This is a genomic window from Janthinobacterium sp. P210005 (assembly GCF_036231865.1).
Taxonomy (GTDB): Bacteria; Pseudomonadota; Gammaproteobacteria; order Burkholderiales; family Burkholderiaceae_D; genus Janthinobacterium; species Janthinobacterium kumbetense.
The window spans coordinates 1,584,204-1,603,603 of record NZ_JAZARC010000001.1 but is presented as its reverse complement, the minus strand read 5'-3'; the positions used below and the strand labels follow the sequence as shown (position 1 = coordinate 1,603,603).

The window sequence follows — 19,400 nt, the reverse complement described above, 5'->3', positions numbered from 1 at the left end:
ATGAACAATTTCCCCAGCATGAAACGCCTGGCCCTGGCCGCAGCCTGCCTGGCGCTGGCCGCCGGCGCCCATGCGGCAGAAGCGACGGCGCCGCTGTCGGCCGCCGCCAGCGACCCGGCCACCTTGCAATGGATGGTGGGCGCGCCGCCGCCGGCCGATAAAATCATCCGCTTCGACGATGGCAGCTATTTCACCTTCCCGCAGCTGCGCTGGAGCGTGTCGCATTTCCGCCAGCTGATGCCGACGGTGGAAGTGGCGCGCGGCCTGAAAGCGCCCGTGCCCTTGCCGCGCGCGCTGCGCAAGGATATCGACAGCCTGCGCTTCACGCCCCTGGGCGCGACGGAAACGATGACCTGGGAGCAGTCGCTGGGCGCCAACTACACGGACGGCATCGTCGTGCTGCACCGGGGCCGCATCGTGTATGAGCGCTATTTCGGCGTGCTGAAGGACAGCGGCCAGCATGGCGCCATGTCCGTGACGAAGTCCGTGATGGGCACCATCGGCGCGGCCCTGGTGGCCGAAGGCAAGCTCGACCCGCACAAGAAAGTGGCCGAGTATGTGCCGGAACTGGCCAAGTCCGCATTTGGCGACGCCACCGTGCGCCAGGTGCTCGACATGACCACGGGCCTGAAATTCAGCGAAGATTACGCCGACCCGACAGCGGAAGTGTGGCAGCACGCGGCGGCCGGTAATCCGCTGCCCAAGTCGAAGGATTACACGGGGCCGCGCAGCTATTTCGAGTATTTGCAAACGGTGCGGCACGAGGGCCGGCATGGCGAGGCGTTCGGCTACCGCACGGTGAACTCCGACGTGCTGGGCTGGATCATCGCCCGCGTCACGGGGCAGAACGTCAACGCGTACCTGTCCGAACATATCTGGCAAAAGCTGGGCGCTGAACAGGATGCCTACATGAGCGTCGATTCGACGGGCACGCCGTTTGCCGGCGGCGGCTTGAGCGCGGGCTTGCGCGACCTGGCCCGCTTCGGCGAAATGCTGCGCAACGATGGCCGCTACAACGGCCAGCAAATCATCCCCCGCGCGGCTGTCGCGGATATCCGCCGCGGCGGCGACAAGCAGCTGTTCGCCAAGGGCGGCTACGATTTGCTCAAGGGCTGGAGCTACCGCGACATGTGGTGGGTCACGCATAACGACCATGGCGCCTACATGGCGCGCGGCGTGTATGGCCAGCGCATCTACGTCGACCCGAAGGCGGAAATGGTGATCGTGCGCTTCGCCTCGACGCCGACGGCAGCCAATGCGGCCAATGACCCGACCACCACGCCAGCCTTCGAAGCGCTGGGCAAGCTGCTGCTGGCCAGGCCGAAGTAGGGTGCCAGGCTGACCCTTGCCAGCCGTGCGGCGAAACGGGCACAACTGCAATATACTGTCCTTTCGTCACTACTTGTTGCTTGAGTGATAATTTATTCGTTGCGCGCAAGGAGCAGGCACCGTGGAAACCAGCCAGCCGGATCAACCGCACCTGCCGCTCTGGCGGCGCCTGCTGTGGCCGGTTACCCAGCTGGGTTCGGCCTTCAAGCTGACGGGCACGCACCTGCTGCACCACGTGATCGGCGCCAGCCTGATCGCCTCGCTGATGCTGGCGCTGGAAGGTTTTCACGTGCTCGAATGGCTCGATGCGGCCATGCTGCGCGCCAGCGCGGCGCAGGAGCAGTTGCTGGACCGGGGCAAGGACCCGGGCGCCGCCTACCGGCCCGGCATCATCGAAATCGACCAGCCCGCGTTCGAACAGGTCTTCGACGAGCGCGAACCGCTGGAACGCACGCGCCTGGAGCAATTGATCGCCAGCGCCGCTGCGCGCGGCAGCCAGGTGCTGGCCATCGACCTGGACCTGGCGCCGGCCGTGTACGAACAGCACAAGGCGGGCGAGCGGCCGCTGGACCGCCTGCTCGACCGGCTGGCCGCCGATGGCCGGCAACTGGTGCTGATCCTGCCCGAGCAATCGGACGAGAATGCGAACCTGCCCTGGATACGCGCGCGCTGCGCGGCCGGCATCCACTTTGCCAGCCCGCGGATCCGCGAACGCATGGGCGCCGTCACGCGCATCGAGCTGAAAAGCCCCGTGCTGGCGGCCGTGGCCTTCGAGCTGGCGCATGGCGCCGATGAACAGGAGCAGAAGCAACCCATGCCGGCCGTCCTGTCCGAGCAAAAGCAAGGGCTGGCGCTGGCGGGCCGCGTGTGCCAGCTGGCGCGGCGCACGGGCAGCGAAAAGGAATTGGCGCGCTGGGCGTTCGAACCCGTCATCCGCGGTGACGCCGAGGCGGCGGCCGAACAGAACGCCGTCACCGCGCCGTTTCACCCGGCCGCCGTGGCACCCCAATTCCTGAACCCCACGCGCACGCGCGTCAAGCTGATCGAAGGCCAGGCCGGCGTGGATGCCGGGGCGTTGCGCAAGAATGTCGTGTATATCGGCAGCACGTATGATGTGCGCGACCGCTATACGACGGCCGAAGGCGAGCAGGCCGGCCTGCACCTGCATGCGGCCGCCCACACGTCGCTGGGCATCGGCACGGCCGACGTCAATAAATATGCGGTGTTCGTAGCCGATATCGTCATCGGCGTGCTGCTGGGCTGCCTGTTCGGCGGCCTGTGGACCCTGTACGGCCGCGCCGAACTGGCCATCGACAAGCGCATGGAAGACCACGATTTCAGCCGCCTGCACCGCATGGGCACCCTGGCGGAATTCTATGGCATCCGCCTGATGCTGGCGCTGGTGTGGGCTTCGCCGTTTGCCATCGGCGCGCTGGCCATCTATTTATCGCGCGGCTTGCTGGAGCAGGGCTGGTGGGTCAATCCCGGCCCCCTGATCGCCGGCATGTTCCTGCATGCGATGTCGCTGCGCGACGAAGCCCACCACCCGCACGAGGAAGTGCCGGGTCTGTCCGTGTGGGCCCAGCTGCGCCGCACGCATCCCGGCATCGTGCTGGTGCAGGCGCCGCTGGCGGTGGTGTTGCTGGTGGTGGCGCTGGTGTAGCGAGTGATTAATTGATCAGCTTCAACCCCGGCGGCAGCGCCTCGCCCAGCATGCGCTTGGTATTCGCTTCGTCCAGCTGCGTCACTTCGCTGACCATCGCTTGCCACAGGGGCGGGGCGCCCACGGCTTTCAGGCGGGCGAGGATGGTGGCGCGCAGTTCGTCGGCGATGTCGCGCGAGCGGTCTCCTGTCATGCGCGCCAGGTGGGTGGCGGCGAAGGCGGCCGGCTCGATTTTTTTCCAGTCCAGCGCCAGCAGCACCTGCAACCAGTCGGCCACGGTGGCGCTGTCGACCACTTCGTGCGCGCTGCCGTGGAAGGGCTGGCGCGCGCCGACCCTGGCCAGCGCCCACAGGGTGTTCGTGTCCGCCGCTTCCCCCTTCTTGCCGGCTTTCTCCAGGCGTTTCAGCAGCCAGGCGCCCACTTCCGCCTTGTAGGCGCCAGGGATGCGCTCCAGCGAGGCGCCCAGGCGCAGCATGTCGTCGTCGCTGCCGTTCACGAGGGTGACGGGGCGGCTGCCGCGCTGGGCCGCATCGGCTTGCAGGTTGAAGGCGAAGTCGTCGAGCAGGCGCAATTGCTGCTCCGTGTTCAAGCCGCCGGCCACCCGGCGCCACAGGGTCCACCATTCGGCGCATACCTGGCTATCCTTGTGGTGCTGCACGCCCGTGTCGAACATCGCCCACAGCTGCTCGATGCGCCACGGGTCCAGCGCATCGCCGTAGCCGGGACGCAGGCAGTAGCCGGCCAGATTCAGCCAGACCCGCTCATGCTCGGCGGAGCGGCGCCGGCCGCGGGCGCGCAGCAGGAGGGCGTCGAACAGCTGGCGCAGCAGCGGCGTATCCCAGCTTTCGCGTCCGCCCAGCCCCCGTTCCAGGTGCTGGCGCAGCTGGCGCACTTCCTTGACGTCGACTTTTTGCGCCTTGCCGCCGAAAATGCGTTCGATCTTCTCGATGGCTTCCTTCATGCGCGGCGACACGGCTTGAGCCTCGCCACCGCCTTGCTCTTCCTTGCCAGCGCGCAGCTGGAATTCCAGCAGCCAGCGCGCACTGGCATCGGCTGCGGCCACGCAATGCACTTCCAGCGTACCCACTTCCGTCATCACGGTGGCCAGTTGCACGGTGATGTCGCGTTTGTCGTTACCGCCGTCTTTGGCGTGCAACACGCTGGCCAGCGGCGGCAGGCGCAAATACTCGCCCGCGTCCAGGTCGACGATCTCGCCCAGCTGCGGCGGCGTGCCCGCCTCAAAGAGGGACGTGGCCAGGTGGAAGCGCACGGGCCGGCCCAGGCGCAAGGCGAACAGGCGCTCCGTCAGGCGGATTTCCTCGCCGCTGGCGCTGCCACGGGGCAGGATGCAGACGGCGCGGTGGTCCTTGCCCGCCTCGCCCAGCACGAGGAAATAGCTGCGCGGCGAACCGCCGCCGATGCGCGGCGCCTGGCCGCGCCGGGCCAGCGCGTAGGCGACGGCGCCACGGGCCACGGCCACATCGGGATTGTCGTTGTGCAGGATGGTCAGCGGCTGTCCGCGCCAGTGCGCCAGGGTGTCGGCCAGGCGGCGCGCCAATGCGTCGGCGCGGAACACGCCGCCATTCAGCAGCAGGGTATCGGGCAGTGCGCCGGTATGCTGCTGCAGAAAACTGGCCAGGTGACGCGTGATGGCCGCGTCCTGCGCATACGGCAGGCCGAATTCGACGATGCCGGCGCGGCCTTTTTTCGCCGTGTCGCCCAGTTCCCCCTTCGGGAAGAAGCCGTCGACCACCATGGCCGCCACTTCCTCGCGCGTGACGTCGACGGAACGGCTGCCGCCGATCAGGCGCGAACCGGCGCCCAGCAGGGTGACGGTGGTTTTCTCCGGCGCGTCGGCGGACAGCAGCAGCTCCTTGGCGGCGCGGCAGCGTTCCATCAGCTGCGACAGGCGCGCGGCGGACAGCTTCATGCCGCCTTCCTGGCCGGCGGCCAGGCGCGTTTCCACCAGGCGGGCCAGCGCCAGGTCCATATTGTCGCCGCCGAGTATCAAATGGTTGCCCACGCTGCTGCGCGTGAGCTGCGGTTCGCCGTCGTCATCGAAGGCCACGTCGATCAGGCTGAAATCGGTGGTGCCGCCGCCCACGTCGCAGACTAAAATGCGGCGCGTGTCGGCCAGGTCTGCGCGCAGGGTGGCGCGCTGGCGCTGCAGGAAATTGTAGAAGGCCGCCTGCGGTTCTTCCACCAGCCGCAGCGCGGGCAAGCCCGCCATGCGGGCCGCTTCCAGGGTGAGTGCGCGCGCACCCTCGTCGAACGAGGCGGGGATGGTCAGCACCAGTTCCTGCTGCGCCAAAGGAGCGTCGGGAAAGCGGTGGTTCCACGCGGCGCGCACGTAGGCCAGGTAGCTGGCGCTGGCCGCCACGGGCGACACTTTCGCGACATCGGCGTCCGCGCCCCAGGGCAGGATGGGCGCCTGGCGGTCTACGTTCGCGTGCGACAGCCAGCTCTTCGCGCTGGCCACTAACCGGCCCGGCACCTGGGCGCCCAGCTGGCGCGCCAGGGCGCCCAGTACGCTTTGGTCCACGCCAGCCACGTCCTGCTGCGGCCAGGGCAGCTGCAAGTCGCCCGCCGCCAGTTCGCCGGAGGCAGGATGGTAGCGCAAGGATGGCAGCAGGGGGCGTGCGCCCACTTCGCCGGGAGCGACCAGCTGCTCAATGGCGAACAGGTTTATTCCTGCCGGCGCATCGCCAGCCGCCGCATACGCGACCACCGTGTTGGTGGTGCCCAGGTCGATGCCGACCAGGAAGGCCGGCTTGCCCACAGCGCTGCGCATGCCTATTGCTGCGGCGTGCCGCGCACGTCGAATTCCACTTTCCAGCGCTCGGCGCCGTCAGGGGAAACGGCCAGCAGCTCCAGGGTGCCCGCTTCCGTCACGCGCGCGTGCAGCTTGACCTGCACCACGTCGCCGGCCGACCGGCCTTCGGCGGACAGGGTGGCCTGGATTTCGCTCAGTTCCTGCAATTCGTCGGGACCCCAGAAATCGAGCAAGTCGCCGATCTGGTCGTTGCGGCGCGTGGACGAGGCAAAGAAGCGGAAGTGCACGGGTTCGCCCACCACCAGGCCGAATTGCTGGCCCGGCAATTCCAGTTCGCTGCCTTCTTCCATGCCGAACGGCGCCACGCACAGGGCTTGGATCGGCGGTTCCATGCCGGGGATGGCGGGCATGGCCGATTCGATGGCGACATAGAAGGAACTGGCCGTGCCGCCGCGGATGCGCACACCATGGCCGCGCCGCACGTAGCTGTAGTAGGCGGCGCCGCGTGCCACGGCCAGGTCCAGGTCGGCCCCGGCCAGCATGCGCGCCGGTTCCGCGCCTTCCATGTACAGCCAGTCGTTGACGGTGGCCATGATGCGCTGCACCAGCAGGTCGGACTTGAAGACGCCGCCGTTGAACAGCACGGCCGTCGGGTGCAGGAAGCTGGCGTCGGCCGACTGGCGGCCCGCAAAGCCTTCCAGTTCGCTGGTGGCTGCCACTTGCCGGCCCAGGAACGCGGCCAGGTGGCGCGTGATGGCCGCGTCCTGCGCATACGGCAAGCCCAGTTGCGTCAGGCCGGCGCGCGTGCGCACGGCAGGACGGCTCGACGCTTCCACTTGCGGGAAGAAGCCGTCGAGGATGAAGGTGGACACTTCCGCGCGCGTCAGTTCCGTACGGATGGAGCCGCCGATCAGTTTCGAGCCGCGGCTCGGCACGACGATGGGCGCCGTTTCCAGGCCGCTGTCGGCCAGCAGGCTTTCCTTGGCGCTGCGGCAGCCATAGGTCAGCGCGCGCATCTGCCAGGCGTCCAGCTGGGTGCCGTTGGCGGCCAGCTTGCGGGCCACCAGGTGGGCCAGCGCCAGGTCCATATTGTCGCCGCCCAGCAGGATGTGTTCGCCGACGGCCACGCGGTGCGGTTCCAGCACGCCGTCGCGTTCCAGCACGGCGATCAGCGAAAAGTCGCTGGTGCCGCCGCCCACGTCGACGACCAGGATGATGTCGCCCGGCTTGACTTCCTTGCGCCAGCGCCCTTCGCTGGTCTGGATCCAGCTGTACAAGGCCGCCTGCGGCTCTTCCAGCAGGGTCAGCGAGGCGTAGCCGGCCGCCTGCGCCGCTTCCATCGTCAGCTCGCGCGCGGCCGGGTCGAACGAGGCGGGTATCGTGACGGTGATTTCCTGCTCGGCGAACGGTGCTTGCGGGTGGGCGTTGTCCCACGCCTGGCGCAAATGCGTCAGGTAGCGCGTGGCGGCCGTGATGGGCGAAATGCGCGCGACTTCCGCCGGCGCATCGTTCGGCAGGATGGCCGCGCGGCGGTCCACGCCCGGGTGGCACAGCCAGCTTTTCGCGCTGGAGACGAGGCGGATCGGCGTGGTGGCGCCGCGGCTGCGGGCCATTTCACCGACGACGAACGGCACTTGCGCTTCCTCGGTGACCCAGGGCAGGGCCAGGTCGCCCGCCGCCACTTCATCGGCGTGCGGCAGGTAGACGAACGACGGCAGCAGCGACAATTCTTCGACGGTGCCCGGCGCCGACAGCTGCGGCACTTTCAGCACGCCGTGGCTGGACTTTTCGCCGTCGCTCTCGACCAGGTTCACATACGACAGGGCGCTGTGGGTGGTGCCCAGGTCGATGCCGATGGCGTAGCGCGGGGTAGGGTTGATCGTGTCGTTCACAGTTCCACCTCGGCTGGCGCCAGGATGGCGGCGTCGTGCTGCTCGCTCAGTTTCGGCAGGCGCACGCTGGACGCGCGCCAGCCGCGGTGGCTGAGGGTGCCCGTGAATGGCGCGGAACCGACCACGTTGCCCGTCAGGCGCACTTGCGCGGAATCAAAACCTTCCTGCAGCACGATGCGGCTGCCTTCGGCTTCCTGGCGCACGGCCTCGATGGTGAAATACTCGCGCATGACCTTGGCGCAGCCTTCATGTACGACGCGGGCGGCCGCGCCGATGTCGGCATCGGCATGGCTGCCCAGGTTTTCCTGGGTAAAGTCGATCAATCGCGCTTCGCGTTGCAGCAGGGCCAGCAATTGCAGGGCCGCATCGGGCGTCGCTTCCTTCAAAATGACGGGCGCGGCGGCCGGCGTCGGCACGGGGGCGGGCGCCGGAGCCGGGGCCACTGGCGCCACCGGGGCGGCTTCGGGCAAGGAAAGCTTTTCCACGCGGGCCGCATAGGCGGCGTCCGACAGGGTGCTGAAGAAGGCGCCGAAAGCCAGCGGGACTCGGCGCCAGAACGATGGGTGGGACGATGAAGTGCTCATAGGGAACTCGTTTCTCTGATCTGTAGGGAGGCGTCGGCGGCGGGGGCCGCTTCGCAAGGTAGTGCCATGTGCGGGGCCAACAGGGCCGGCTGCGTTTGCCCGCATGATACCAGCTACCGGGCCGCCGCCAAAGTCGCCGCCCCCCTGGCAGGCAGGCCGAAGCGTGGATTTCCTTTGTTCTTGCGCAAGGAAACGTTCGATTTCGTGCCGCTTCGACTAGAATCGCGCATTATCTTTTTGCATGACCTCGATGCCATGTCTAGCGACTTTTCCCTGTATTTAGCCAGCAGCACTTACATCGACAGCGACCATCCAGCCGTGCGCGCCAGGGCGGCCGCGCTGGCGGTGGGCGCGGTGGGCGACGCCGCGATCGCGGCCCGCTGCTTTGCCTTCGTGCGCGACGAGGTCGCCCACAGCTGGGATTACCAGCGCAATCCCGTCACCTGCCGCGCGTCCGACGTCTTGCAGCATGGCACGGGCTATTGTTATGCGAAGAGCCATCTGCTGGCCGCGCTGCTGCGCGCCAACGGCATTCCTGCCGGCCTGTGCTACCAGCGCCTGGCCGTGGGCGAGGTGGGGCCGCCGTTCTGCCTGCATGGCTTGAATGCCGTGTATCTGCAGGAATTTGGCTGGTACCGCATCGATGCGCGCGGCAACAAGCCCGGCGTCGACGCGGCGTTTGTGCCGCCACGGGAACAGCTGGCCTTTCCCGTGCTGGCGCCCGAGGAACGCGATTTGCCGGAAATCTGGCCGGCGCCGTTGCCGCAGGTGATCGCCTCCCTGACGGGCCATGCGACGGTGCAGGAAGTGGCGGCGCATCTGCCCGATGTCGAGATGCTTCCGTTGAACAAGTAATTCATAGAAAGAAACCATGAAAAAAATCCATATGGGTCTGATTGGCCTGATGCTGCTGGCCGGTTGCGGCAGCAAGGGCGAGAGCGGCGGGCAATCGAGCGCCGCGCGTCTCGATGGCAAGGAAAAGGGCAGCGAGTTTCTTGCCTATGAACATAATGTCAGCGTCGATACGCACGAGGCGCAAGTGCGTCCCCTGTATGAAAAAGTGGTCGCTGCCTGCAAGGCCGATACGGAAAACGGCTGCCTGCTGCTCGATTCCAGCGTCGACAGCGGCCGCTACGTGCATGCGCGCATCAGCATGCGCGCCAAGCCGGCCGGCATCAAGAAGCTGGTCGCGCTGGTCGCGGCCGAAGGCGACGTCACCAGCCAGGGCACCAAGGTGGAAGACCTGGGCCGTCCGGTGCTCGACAGCAAGAAACGCCTGGAAATGCTCAAGCAATACCAGGCGCAGCTGCAAGACCTGGAAAAGCGCTCGGGCACCAACGTCGATGCCCTCATCAAGGTGACCAAGGAGCTGGCCACCGTGCAAGTGGAGCTGGAGCAGGCGACGGCCGCCAACGCGCTGTTGATGCAGCGCATCGATACGGACTTGTTGAACGTGGCCATCAGCGCCGAAGGCAAGCAATCGTTCTGGCGCCCCGTCAAGCGCGCGCTGGGCAATTTCACGGAAAACCTGTCGGAAGGCGTGGCCAACGCCATCACGGCCATGGCCTACATCCTGCCGTGGCTGATCGCTTTCGTGCTGCTGTTCCCGCTGGGCCGCAAGGGCTGGCGCCGTTTGAAAGGCGTGCCACGCAAGAATTGATGCGGGTTACGCACCGTTTTACGGCAATTTGAAACCTGGCTGCACAGTCCTTGTGCAGCCAGGTTTTTTTTCGTGCGGCGCTGGCCCCGTGCACCATGGCGGACACCTGCTGGCACTGGCATGCATTCTGCTTTAACAACATCGCAGGCCCAGCTCGACCCCCCACGAACCCATCACAGGAGTCCCCATGTCACGACGCATCATCCTGAAAGCGGCCGCCGCCGGCGCACTGGCCCTGGCCACCTCCACTTATATGCAGGCAGCCTTGGCCGCCGATACGATCAAGGTGGGCATTTTGCACTCCCTGTCGGGCACCATGGCCATTTCCGAAACGTCGCTCAAGGATGTGGCGCTGATGACGATTGCCGAGATCAATGCCAAGGGCGGCGTGCTGGGCAAGAAGCTGGAAGCCGTCGTCGTCGATCCCGCATCGAACTGGCCCTTGTTCGCGGAAAAAGCGCGCCAGCTGGTGGCGCAGGATAAGGTGGCTGTCGTGTTCGGCTGCTGGACGTCCGTGTCGCGCAAGTCGGTGTTGCCCGTGTTCAAGGAACTCAACAGCCTGCTGTTTTACCCGGTGCAATACGAGGGCGAGGAGCTGGAAAAGAATGTGTTCTATACGGGCGCCGCGCCGAACCAGCAGGCGATTCCCGCCGTGGAATACCTGATGAGCAAGGATGGCGGCGGCGCCAAGCGCTTCGTGCTGCTGGGCACGGATTACGTGTATCCGCGCACCACCAACAAGATCCTGCGCGCCTTTCTGAAAAGCAAAGGCGTCAAGGATGGCGACATCAGCGAGGTCTACACGCCATTCGGCCACGCCGACTATCAAACCATCGTCGCCAACATCAAGAAGTTTTCCACGGGTGGCAAGACGGCCGTTATTTCCACCATCAATGGCGATTCCAACGTGCCGTTCTACAAGGAACTGGGCAATGCGGGCTTGAAAGCCACGGACGTGCCCGTCGTCGCGTTTTCCGTGGGCGAGGAAGAGTTGCGCGGCATCGATACCAAGCCGCTGCTCGGTCACCTGGCGGCATGGAATTATTTCGAATCCGTCAAGAATCCCGTCAACACGGCCTTCATCAAGCAGTGGAAAGCGTATGCGGTGGCGCAAAAACTGCCGAACGCGGGGTCGGTCGTGACGAACGACCCGATGGAAGCGACCTATGTCGGCATCCACATGTGGGCGCAAGCCGTGGAAAAGGCGAAATCGACGGAGACGGACAAGGTGATCGCCGCCATGGCCGGCCAGAGCGTCAAGGCGCCATCGGGCTTTACCCTGACCATGGATGCCACGAATCACCACTTGCACAAGCCCGTGATGATCGGCGAAATCAAGGCTGATGGGCAATTCAATGTCGTGTGGAAAACCAAGGAGCCGATACGCGCCCAGCCGTGGAGCCCGTTTATCAAGGGCAATGAGGGCAAGCAGAAGTTATGAGCTGGCGGCAGAAAGGCCGGGGTCAGTCGCTTCGCGATCGGAATTTGTCCCATTGGGACGAATTCCCCCGATGGAACTTGGCGTCCCCGTCTGACCCCAGATTTTCGCTTGGGCTGAAGTAACGATGAGAGGTCTTTCCGCATGCGTCTGCTACGTCGTATTTTGCTATTAGTTTGCCTGTTGCCGTTGTCTGCGCAGGCCGCCATCCCTCCCGACTTGCTCAAGCCGCTGGCCGGCGATGATCCCGACGCCAGGGTCGTCGCCGTCGCGCAGATCGCCGCCCTTGCCACGCCCGAGGCCGCCCGTGTGCTGCAAGCCTTGCAGGACGACGCGTTGTACGCCACGCCCGACGGCAAGGTGTACATCGTCGACGGCGAGCAGGCGCTTGACCCGGCACTCGGCAAGAACGTGCCGCTGCCCGACGGCATCGATGGCGTGATGGTCAACAACCGCTTGCGCTCGGCCGTGGCAGGCGCCTTGTCGGGGCTGAAACTGCTGGCGCCGGAACGGGCCGAACGGCTGGCGGCCGCGCAAGCGTTGCAAAAGGCGATTGATCCCGCGCAGCTTCCCTTGATCCGCGCGGCGCTGGCGCAGGAAAACGATGCTGAAATTACACAGATATTGCAGGTGCTGATCGCCAGCGCCAACCTGCATGCGCCCGACGTCGCCACGCGTAAGGCCGCCGTGCAGGCGCTGGCCGGCAGCAGCGATGCGCGCCTGCTGCCCGTGCTGCAAGCCATGCTGGATAAAGGGCCAGATGGCAAGGTCGGCGAGCCGGACGAGGCCGTGCAACTGGCCGCCATCGAGACCATGCGCCAGATCAAGGGACGAGTGGCGCGCATGGAGTTCGCCGGCAATGTGTTTTACGGCATTTCGCTGGGCAGCGTGCTGCTGCTGGCGGCCCTGGGCCTGGCCATCACGTTCGGCTTGATGGGCATCATCAACATGGCGCATGGCGAACTGCTGATGATAGGCGCTTACACGACGTATCTGTGCCAGCTGTTTTTCCGCAACTTCCTGCCCGGCGTGCAGGACTGGTATTTGCTGACCGCCTTGCCTGCCGCTTTTTTCGTCTCCGGCCTGGTGGGCGTAGTGCTGGAACGCACGGTGATCCGCTGGCTGTATGGCCGGCCGCTGGAAACCTTGCTGGCCACCTGGGGCATCAGCCTGATCCTCATGCAGGCGGTGCGCACGATCTTTGGCGCGCAAAACGTGGAAGTGGCCAATCCCGCCTGGATGTCGGGCGGCGTCACCGTGCTGGGCGGCCTCGTGCTGCCGTACAACCGCCTGGCCATCATCGTTTTTGCCATCGTTGTCGTGGTGGCCGTGTGGTTGATCTTGAACAAGACGCGGCTGGGACTGTTCGTGCGGGCCGTCACGCAAAACCGGCGCATGGCCGATTGCGTGGGCGTGGCCACGGGCAAGGTCGACATGCTGACCTTTGGCCTCGGCTCCGGCATCGCCGGGCTCGGGGGCGTGGCCCTGTCGCAGCTGGGCAATGTGGGGCCGGACCTGGGCCAAAGCTACATCGTCGATTCCTTCATGGTGGTGGTGCTCGGCGGCGTGGGTCAGCTGGCCGGCACCGTGATCGCCGCGCTGGGCCTGGGCGAAGTCAACAAATTCCTCGAACCGGTGGCGGGCGCCGTGCTGGCGAAGATCGCCATTTTGATATTCATCATCATTTTCATCCAGCGCCGGCCGCAGGGCCTGTTTGCCATGAAGGGACGCAGCGTCGAATGATTACCTCCCATCAAATCAAGCCTGGCTTGTTCACGCGGCCCGTGTGGCTGGCGATTGCCGCCTGTACATTACTGGCCGCGTTGTTGCCGATTTTTAACCTGGCGTTTACCGAAGGGCATGCGCTGCACGTGTCCGCCTATACGGTGGCGCTGGTGGGCAAGTTCATGTGCTACGCGCTGGCCGCGCTGGCGCTGGACCTCGTCTGGGGCTACACGGGCATATTGTCCCTGGGCCACGGCGTATTCTTTGCCCTGGGCGCGTATGCGCACGGCATGTATCTGATGCGCGCCATCGGCGACCAGGGCCAGTACCACAGCAGCTTGCCCGACTTCATGGTCTTTCTCGACTGGAAAACCTACCCCTGGTACTGGGCCTTCACGGAACATTTCTGGTATTGCATGGCCCTCGTCGTGCTGGTGCCGGGCGTACTGGCCTTTGTGTTCGGTTACTTCGCGTTTCGCTCGCGCATCAAGGGCGTGTATTTTTCCATCATCACGCAAGCGATGACGTATGCCTTCATGCTCTTGTTCTTCCGCAATGACACCGGCTTTGGCGGCAACAACGGTTTCACGGACTTCAAGACGATCTTGGGCCACAGCATCACGGCACCCGCCACGCGGGCCGTGCTGTTCCTGCTGACCCTGGCCTTCCTGCTGGCGGCCCTGGTGGGCGCGCGCGCCATCGTCCGCTCGAAGCTGGGACGGGTGCTGCAGGGCGTGCGCGACAGCGAGGCGCGCTTGATGTTTCTCGGCTACAACCCGCTGTGGTTCAAGCTGTTCGTGTGGACCTTGTCGGCCGTGCTGTGCGGCATCGCCGGCGCCCTGTACGCGCCGCAAGTGGGCATCATCAACCCGTCCGAGATGTCGCCGGCCAACTCCATCGAGATGGTCGTGTGGGTGGCCGTCGGCGGGCGCGGCACCTTGCTCGGCCCGATTCTGGGCGCCTTCACCGTCAACGGCTTGAAAAGCTGGTTCACGGCCGCCATGCCGGAACTGTGGCTGTTTGCGCTGGGCTTGCTGTTCATCGTCGTCACCCTGTTCATGCAGCAAGGCATGCTGGGCGTGTTGAGCAAGCTCAAACGTAAAAAAGCCGCCGTCGTGGCAGAGGAGGCCGCATGAGCATCCGCATGCTGCCCGGCATGGCCAGCGCTGAAGCGGGCCCCACGTATGCGCGCGTGAAGGGCGAGGGCGTCGACACGACGCATGGCGCCATTTTGTATCTGGAAGATATCAGCGTGTCCTTCGACGGTTTCAAGGCCATCAACAAGCTCAGTCTCGATATTTCCGTGGGCGAATTGCGCTGCATCATCGGGCCTAACGGCGCGGGCAAGACGACGATGATGGACGTGATCACGGGCAAGACGCGGCCCACGTCCGGCACGGCCTGGTTCGGACAAACGATGAATCTGGCGACGATGACGGAAGCGCAGATCGCCCACGCGGGCATCGGCCGCAAGTTCCAGCGTCCCACCGTGTTCGAGCAGCACACGGTGTTCGACAACCTGGAACTGGCGATGAAGATGGACAAGCGCGTGGCGCCCACCCTGTTTGCGCGCCTCACGTCGGAGCAGGCCGGCAAGATCGAAGCGGTATTGCGCTTGATCCGCCTCAACGGCCACGAAGCGCGGCCGGCCGGTTTGCTGTCGCATGGGCAAAAGCAGTGGCTGGAAATCGGCATGCTGCTGATGCAGGAGCCGCAGCTGATTTTATTGGATGAACCGGTGGCCGGCATGTCGGATGCGGAAACGGCGCGCACGGCGGAATTGCTCAATGAATTACGGGGCAAACATTCGATCATGGTGGTCGAGCACGACATGGGCTTTGTGACGGAAATCGCCCGGCAAGGCATCGTCACCGTGCTGCACGAGGGTTCCGTGCTGGCGCAGGGCCGCATGGACGAGGTGCAAGCCGACGAGCGGGTCATCGAAGTCTATCTGGGAAGGTAATAGGGGAGATCGCAGACTATGCTGGAAGTGCAACAGTTAAATCAATACTACGGTTCCTCGCACACCTTGCGCGGCATCAACCTGTCGGCGCGTAAGGGCGAGTGCCTGGCCTTGCTGGGCAGGAATGGCGTGGGCAAGACGACCTTGCTGAAATGCCTGATGGGCGTGCTGCCCGTGGCGCAGGGCAAGGTGCTGTTTCACGGGCGCGATATCACGAGGCTGGCGCCCCATGCGCGGGCCAAGCTGGGCATCGCTTACGTGCCGCAGGGGCGCGACATCTTTGCGCGCCTGACGGTCGAGGAAAACTTGCTGATGGGCATGGCGGTGAAGCGGGGCAGGCAAGCTGCGCGCATCGATCCCCACGTATATGAACTGTTTCCGGTATTGAAAGAGATGCTGCAGCGGCGCGGCGGAGATTTGTCTGGCGGGCAACAGCAGCAACTGGCCATCGCCCGCGCCCTGCTGGCCGAGCCGCAGCTGATCATCTTCGACGAGCCTACGGAGGGCATCCAGCCGTCCGTCATCAAGGATATCGGCAGGGTCATTTCCTTGCTGAAACAGCGCGGCGACATGGCCATCGTGCTGTGCGAACAGTATTTTGATTTCGCCCGAGAACTGGCCGACGACTTCATCGTGCTGTCGCGCGGCAGTGTCGTGGCCAGCGGACTGGCAGAACAGATGGATGGCGAGGAGGTGAAGCGGCACCTGGCCGTGTGAGGTCAGATGAGCTGGAACCAGCCCAGCACGGCGCCGGCTGCCAGCAGCCACAATAAATGGATATTCGTGCGCCAGATGATGAGGCCAGCCACGATGGACAGGGTCCACAGGGGCCAGTCGGTGCGCCATTGGTGGTTGGCGCCGCCCAAGATCATGCCCGTGGAAATCAAGAGGGCGACGACGATGGGCGCCATGCCTTGCTTGAAGGCGCGCACGGGGCGCAGGTCGCGGTTGCGGTAGCCCCACTGGGCTGCCACGTAGGTGAGGGTGGTGCTGGGCAGCATGATGCCCACCATCGTGATGAACACGCCAAGCCAGGCGGCCGTGTAGCTGCCCGCGTTCATGCCCACGTTCCAGCCCATCAGGGCGACGAACAGCACGTTCGGGCCGGGTGCGGCCTGGGCGATGGCGATCGACTCGTTGAATTGCGCCTGCGTCAGCCAGCCATGCTGCTCGACGAGGAAACGGCGCATTTCGGACGTGGTGGAAATGGCGCCGCCGATCGACATCAGCGACAGCATCAGGTAATGGCCGAACAGGTTCAGCCAGTCGCCCGCGCTCAATACCAGTTGCAGGGGCGGCGTCATGCGGACAGCTTTCGATACGTGAGCAGGCAGCCGATGCTGCCCAGGCCCAGCAGGATGTACAGCAGGGGCCAGCGGAAGATCGCCACCATCAGCACGCCCAGCACGGTGATGGGCAAGGTCAGCCACAGGGGCAGCGGATGCCTGACCAGCGCGGTCGCCAGTTTCACGCCCGTGGCGGCGATCATGCCGGCCGAGACGGCCGCCATGCCGCGCAGGGCGCCTGCCATCTGCGGATTGTCGCCGAAGCGCGTGTACAGCACGCCCAGCACGAGCACGATGACGAGGGGCACGGTCAGCATGCCGGCCAGCGCCGTCAGCGCGCCTTTCAAGCCGAAATAGCGTCCGCCCACCATCAGGGACAGGTTGACGACATTTGGCCCCGGCATGATTTGCGCCACGGCCCAGTCTTCCAGGAATTCCTCCTGCGTCAGCCAGCGCTTGCGCTCGACCATCTCGCGCTGGATCACGGCCAGCACGCCGCCGAAGCCTTGCAGGGCCAGCCAGGTGAATGAGAAGAACAGGTCGGCAAGCGAGGCGGGCTGGGGGCGGGGGAGGTCGGGCTGGGTGGTGGCAGGGGCAGGCATGGCTGATTATCGCCGTGGCCGCGCGCGCTTGTCCATCGCTTTCGGCTGCGGTTGTGCCTGGAAGAAAAAAACCGTGGCTCATGTTTCCCTGCCATTGACATCGAGAGTTTATCGGCAATACTTTTATCGGCACCATGATCGCTGTCCCTGTCCGCGCTGTCGCGGTTCGCACCGCTACGCCGTCTCCCCCCTCCGTCCCCTTCGCAGGAGTTGTCCATCATGCCTCAATCCACAGAAACGCTGCATATGCCCGTCAAAACCGTGGTGCCGCATGCCCGGGTCGACCAGAAGATGTGCGATATCGTCAATCTGGGCATCGCCGTGCAGGCGGCCTTCAGTACCTTGTGCGCGCTGGAATACCTGAAGTCATACAATGTCGCCCCGGAACTGATCGAGCGCGTGCTGCTGCACCCGGAGCAGCGCCGGCAGACCGTGCATTGAGTATCCGCACGGCAACTGTGTTGCCGGCGGCCGCGATCCGCTGTTGTCGGATTGATCATTACGGCTCAGTTATGCACAAATGATGAGTTAACGAAATTGGCGAAATAATTTTCTTGTGATTATGTGTGAGTTTCTAAGTGCTTGATTTTAATGAGTTTTATTTTTGCTGTTTGATTGAGCAGTTTATTGAAAGCCGCACGGGCTGTGGCTTTGAGGGCTGTCAATAGGCGCTTATCCACAAAGATATCCACAGTCCGTGTGGATATCTGAAAAAGCGCTTAACAATCCGCCACTTAGGAAATTGACGCCGCTCAGCCCATGCAATCGGCGGGCAAGATGGGTCGGAATGGGGCATGCCGCAAGCCTGTATGCCTATCCAGTGCTCTTGTTTTTATGACTGAAAGTAGCGGCGCAGGGTCAGGGCGTGCCGCCGGCCGGCGCCGCTGGCGTGTCGCCGCACTGGGCCAGGGCGGCGGCCAGTTCGGCGACCTGTTGCTGCGCTTCGCGCAAGGTGGCGTAGGTGCGCAGCGAGGCGATCACGGTGGTAAACAACTTGCGCGTGGTGAGGTCGGTCTTGCACCAGAAATCGTTGATGTCGTAGTCGATGATGATGCGGTGTTCCAGCGCCTGGCCGGGCTGGCCCGTGCGCAGGATGATGCGCACGGCGCTGTTGTGCAAGTCTTCGCGCACCTGGCGCGCCACTTGCAGGCCGGCATCCTGGGTTTCCATGATGACATCGAGCAGCACCACGGCGATATCTTGTGTGCCGCGCAGCAAGGCCAGCGCCTCGGCGCCCGAATACGCGTGCAAAAAGCTCAGCCGGCGGCCCTGGAAGCTGGCCTGGCTGAGGGCGAACTTGGTCACCACATGCACGTCGACATCGTCATCGACGATCAGCACGCGCCAAGGCGCCGCGTTGGCGGGTTCCGCCGCCGCTTCCGCCCGTTCCAGCGGTTCGTCGACCAGCCAGTCGGGTTCGTCCGCCCCCTTGGCGGAATTATCGCTATCCATATTCATGCGTTTATCCACCGTTGATCGTCGTCGCTACTCCACACTATGCCAGTCTGCGGGGTTTGTCAAAACAATGCTGTTCAAGCAAGACGGCCTGGACCGGGGATTGCCAATGCACCGCAAAATATATTTTCATGCTGACAGAGAAAGTTTGTTCTAGCGCAAACTCCTGATTGCAAGTCATTGATTTCATTGGAGTAAAAAATTGCCTGTGAAATCAGCAAATTGTTGAAACCCGCATCAATACTGGTGTTGCGGCTTGTCAAGAGGGGCTTATCAACAACTTTATCCACAGTTGCTGTGGATATCTAAAAAAGCCGTGCAAAAACCGGGGCTTAGCGCCCGTTCGTGCGGCTGGGTGCAAGCATTCATGCGGCGAGCCCGAGGCCGCCCAACTGGGTAAACGCCTGCAGGAAGCGCTGCTTGGCTTCGGCCGGACCCATGGCCTCGATTATACCGGGCAAGGGGGCGATGCCGTCAAGGTAAGCCCAGCGCTCGGCCGAGTGCGGCATCAGGTCGCGCTTTTCCGTGGCCAGCGCGATCAGGTCGGCCCGCTTGATGGGGGCGTAATCGGAAAAGTCCAGGCCATACGTGGCGGCGATGATGGCGCTGACCTTGTCTTCCAGCACGGCAAACTCCGGCAACAGCACTTTCAAGGGCTTCACCATGTCGCCCAGGTAGGCTTCGGCCGCGTCGTGCAGCAGGGCGGCCAGGCGCAAGGGGGGCGGCACCAGTTCGGCGACGATCAGGCTGTGCTGGGCAACCGAGTAAAACACTTGCGTCTGTCCATTGAAGCGGCACTGGTAAGCGAGGCCGTGGGCGATGTCTTCGATGGCGACCTTGTCGATATGCGGGCGCAAGGGATAAAAACGGTTGCCTGAATAAGTGGATACGTAGTCGGTAGTAATCATTTCTGGATCAGTTCGCCTGCTTTGCACGGATGAACCATCCTACACCCGATGGCCGCCGCTTGCCTTCCGCCCGTCCTTCGCCCTTCCGGCCGAGCCTATGCATCTTGGCAAATCCTTTAATT

Annotated in this window: 17 protein-coding genes; 10 read left to right on the top strand and 7 right to left on the bottom strand. The window is 64.4% G+C overall.

Annotated elements, in window-relative coordinates; genetic code table 11:
* Together VPH40_RS06965 and VPH40_RS06960 are read left to right on the top strand one after the other, a co-directional pair.
* Positions 1 to 1,329, top strand: a complete 1,329-nt coding sequence (locus VPH40_RS06965; RefSeq protein ID WP_442906620.1) for a serine hydrolase domain-containing protein — start codon at positions 1 to 3, stop codon at positions 1,327 to 1,329.
* Between the two features lie 121 nt (positions 1,330 to 1,450).
* Complete coding sequence (locus tag VPH40_RS06960) at positions 1,451 to 2,992, top strand: CHASE2 domain-containing protein (RefSeq protein ID WP_328573081.1); 1,542 nt, start codon at positions 1,451 to 1,453, stop codon at positions 2,990 to 2,992.
* Between the two features lie 7 nt (positions 2,993 to 2,999).
* Here VPH40_RS06960 and VPH40_RS06955 read toward each other — a convergent pair whose 3' ends face one another.
* The 3 genes from VPH40_RS06955 to VPH40_RS06945 are packed head-to-tail and all read right to left on the bottom strand — an operon-like array spanning position 3,000 to position 8,241.
* On the bottom strand, positions 3,000 to 5,783 hold the full coding sequence (locus VPH40_RS06955; RefSeq protein ID WP_328573080.1) for an Hsp70 family protein: 2,784 nt from the start codon (positions 5,781 to 5,783) through the stop codon (positions 3,000 to 3,002).
* Positions 5,784 to 5,785: 2 nt separating this feature from the next.
* Complete coding sequence (locus VPH40_RS06950; RefSeq protein WP_328573079.1) at positions 5,786 to 7,657, bottom strand: Hsp70 family protein; 1,872 nt, start codon at positions 7,655 to 7,657, stop codon at positions 5,786 to 5,788.
* A complete protein-coding gene (locus VPH40_RS06945; protein ID WP_099667297.1) occupies positions 7,654 to 8,241 on the bottom strand; it encodes a DUF2760 domain-containing protein in 588 nt (195 codons plus the stop codon). The genes VPH40_RS06950 and VPH40_RS06945 overlap by 4 nt, the downstream gene beginning before the upstream one ends.
* Before the next feature lie 255 nt (positions 8,242 to 8,496).
* Between VPH40_RS06945 and VPH40_RS06940 the strand changes: the two genes are divergently transcribed.
* The 7 genes from VPH40_RS06940 to urtE all read left to right on the top strand — a co-directional run bounded on the left by VPH40_RS06940 (position 8,497) and on the right by urtE (position 15,744).
* Positions 8,497 to 9,096 carry a transglutaminase-like domain-containing protein gene (locus VPH40_RS06940; protein ID WP_328573078.1) on the top strand — a complete coding sequence of 200 codons (600 nt, stop codon included), beginning with the start codon at positions 8,497 to 8,499 and terminating at the stop codon, positions 9,094 to 9,096.
* A 16-nt stretch (positions 9,097 to 9,112) separates the two neighbouring features.
* A complete protein-coding gene (locus tag VPH40_RS06935) occupies positions 9,113 to 9,901 on the top strand; it encodes a DUF4349 domain-containing protein (protein ID WP_328573077.1) in 789 nt (262 codons plus the stop codon).
* Between the two features lie 187 nt (positions 9,902 to 10,088).
* Positions 10,089 to 11,342: an urea ABC transporter substrate-binding protein gene (urtA, locus tag VPH40_RS06930; RefSeq protein ID WP_328573076.1), complete on the top strand. Its 1,254-nt coding sequence runs from the start codon at positions 10,089 to 10,091 to the stop codon at positions 11,340 to 11,342.
* A gap of 141 nt (positions 11,343 to 11,483) precedes the next feature.
* Positions 11,484 to 13,082 carry an urea ABC transporter permease subunit UrtB gene (urtB, locus tag VPH40_RS06925; RefSeq protein WP_328573075.1) on the top strand — a complete coding sequence of 533 codons (1,599 nt, stop codon included), beginning with the start codon at positions 11,484 to 11,486 and terminating at the stop codon, positions 13,080 to 13,082.
* Complete coding sequence (gene urtC / locus VPH40_RS06920; protein ID WP_328573074.1) at positions 13,079 to 14,200, top strand: urea ABC transporter permease subunit UrtC; 1,122 nt, start codon at positions 13,079 to 13,081, stop codon at positions 14,198 to 14,200. Before urtB ends, urtC begins: the two co-directional genes overlap by 4 nt.
* The gene (urtD, locus tag VPH40_RS06915) at positions 14,197 to 15,027 is read left to right on the top strand and encodes an urea ABC transporter ATP-binding protein UrtD (protein ID WP_251348099.1); all 831 of its coding nucleotides are present in this window, start codon (positions 14,197 to 14,199) and stop codon (positions 15,025 to 15,027) included. Before urtC ends, urtD begins: the two co-directional genes overlap by 4 nt.
* Positions 15,028 to 15,045: 18 nt before the next feature.
* Entirely contained in the window at positions 15,046 to 15,744 is a 699-nt protein-coding gene (urtE, locus tag VPH40_RS06910) for an urea ABC transporter ATP-binding subunit UrtE (protein ID WP_328573073.1), read from the top strand.
* A 2-nt stretch (positions 15,745 to 15,746) separates the two neighbouring features.
* Here urtE and VPH40_RS06905 read toward each other — a convergent pair whose 3' ends face one another.
* Positions 15,747 to 16,331, bottom strand: coding sequence for a chromate transporter (locus VPH40_RS06905; protein ID WP_328573072.1), 585 nt, complete (start codon positions 16,329 to 16,331; stop codon positions 15,747 to 15,749).
* Entirely contained in the window at positions 16,328 to 16,915 is a 588-nt protein-coding gene (locus tag VPH40_RS06900; protein ID WP_328573071.1) for a chromate transporter, read from the bottom strand. The genes VPH40_RS06905 and VPH40_RS06900 overlap by 4 nt, the downstream gene beginning before the upstream one ends.
* A gap of 219 nt (positions 16,916 to 17,134) precedes the next feature.
* On the opposite strand from VPH40_RS06900, the gene VPH40_RS06895 reads away from it, so the two are divergent.
* Positions 17,135 to 17,356, top strand: coding sequence for a hypothetical protein (locus VPH40_RS06895; RefSeq protein ID WP_099667305.1), 222 nt, complete (start codon positions 17,135 to 17,137; stop codon positions 17,354 to 17,356).
* 417 nt (positions 17,357 to 17,773) lie between these two features.
* On the opposite strand, the gene VPH40_RS06890 is transcribed toward VPH40_RS06895, so the two are convergent.
* Entirely contained in the window at positions 17,774 to 18,373 is a 600-nt protein-coding gene (locus tag VPH40_RS06890) for a response regulator (protein WP_251348103.1), read from the bottom strand.
* Positions 18,374 to 18,735: 362 nt separating this feature from the next.
* Positions 18,736 to 19,278 (bottom strand): phosphohydrolase, encoded by a 543-nt coding sequence (locus tag VPH40_RS06885; protein ID WP_328573070.1) that lies wholly within the window; start codon positions 19,276 to 19,278, stop codon positions 18,736 to 18,738.
* Positions 19,279 to 19,400: the final 122 nt, after the last annotated feature.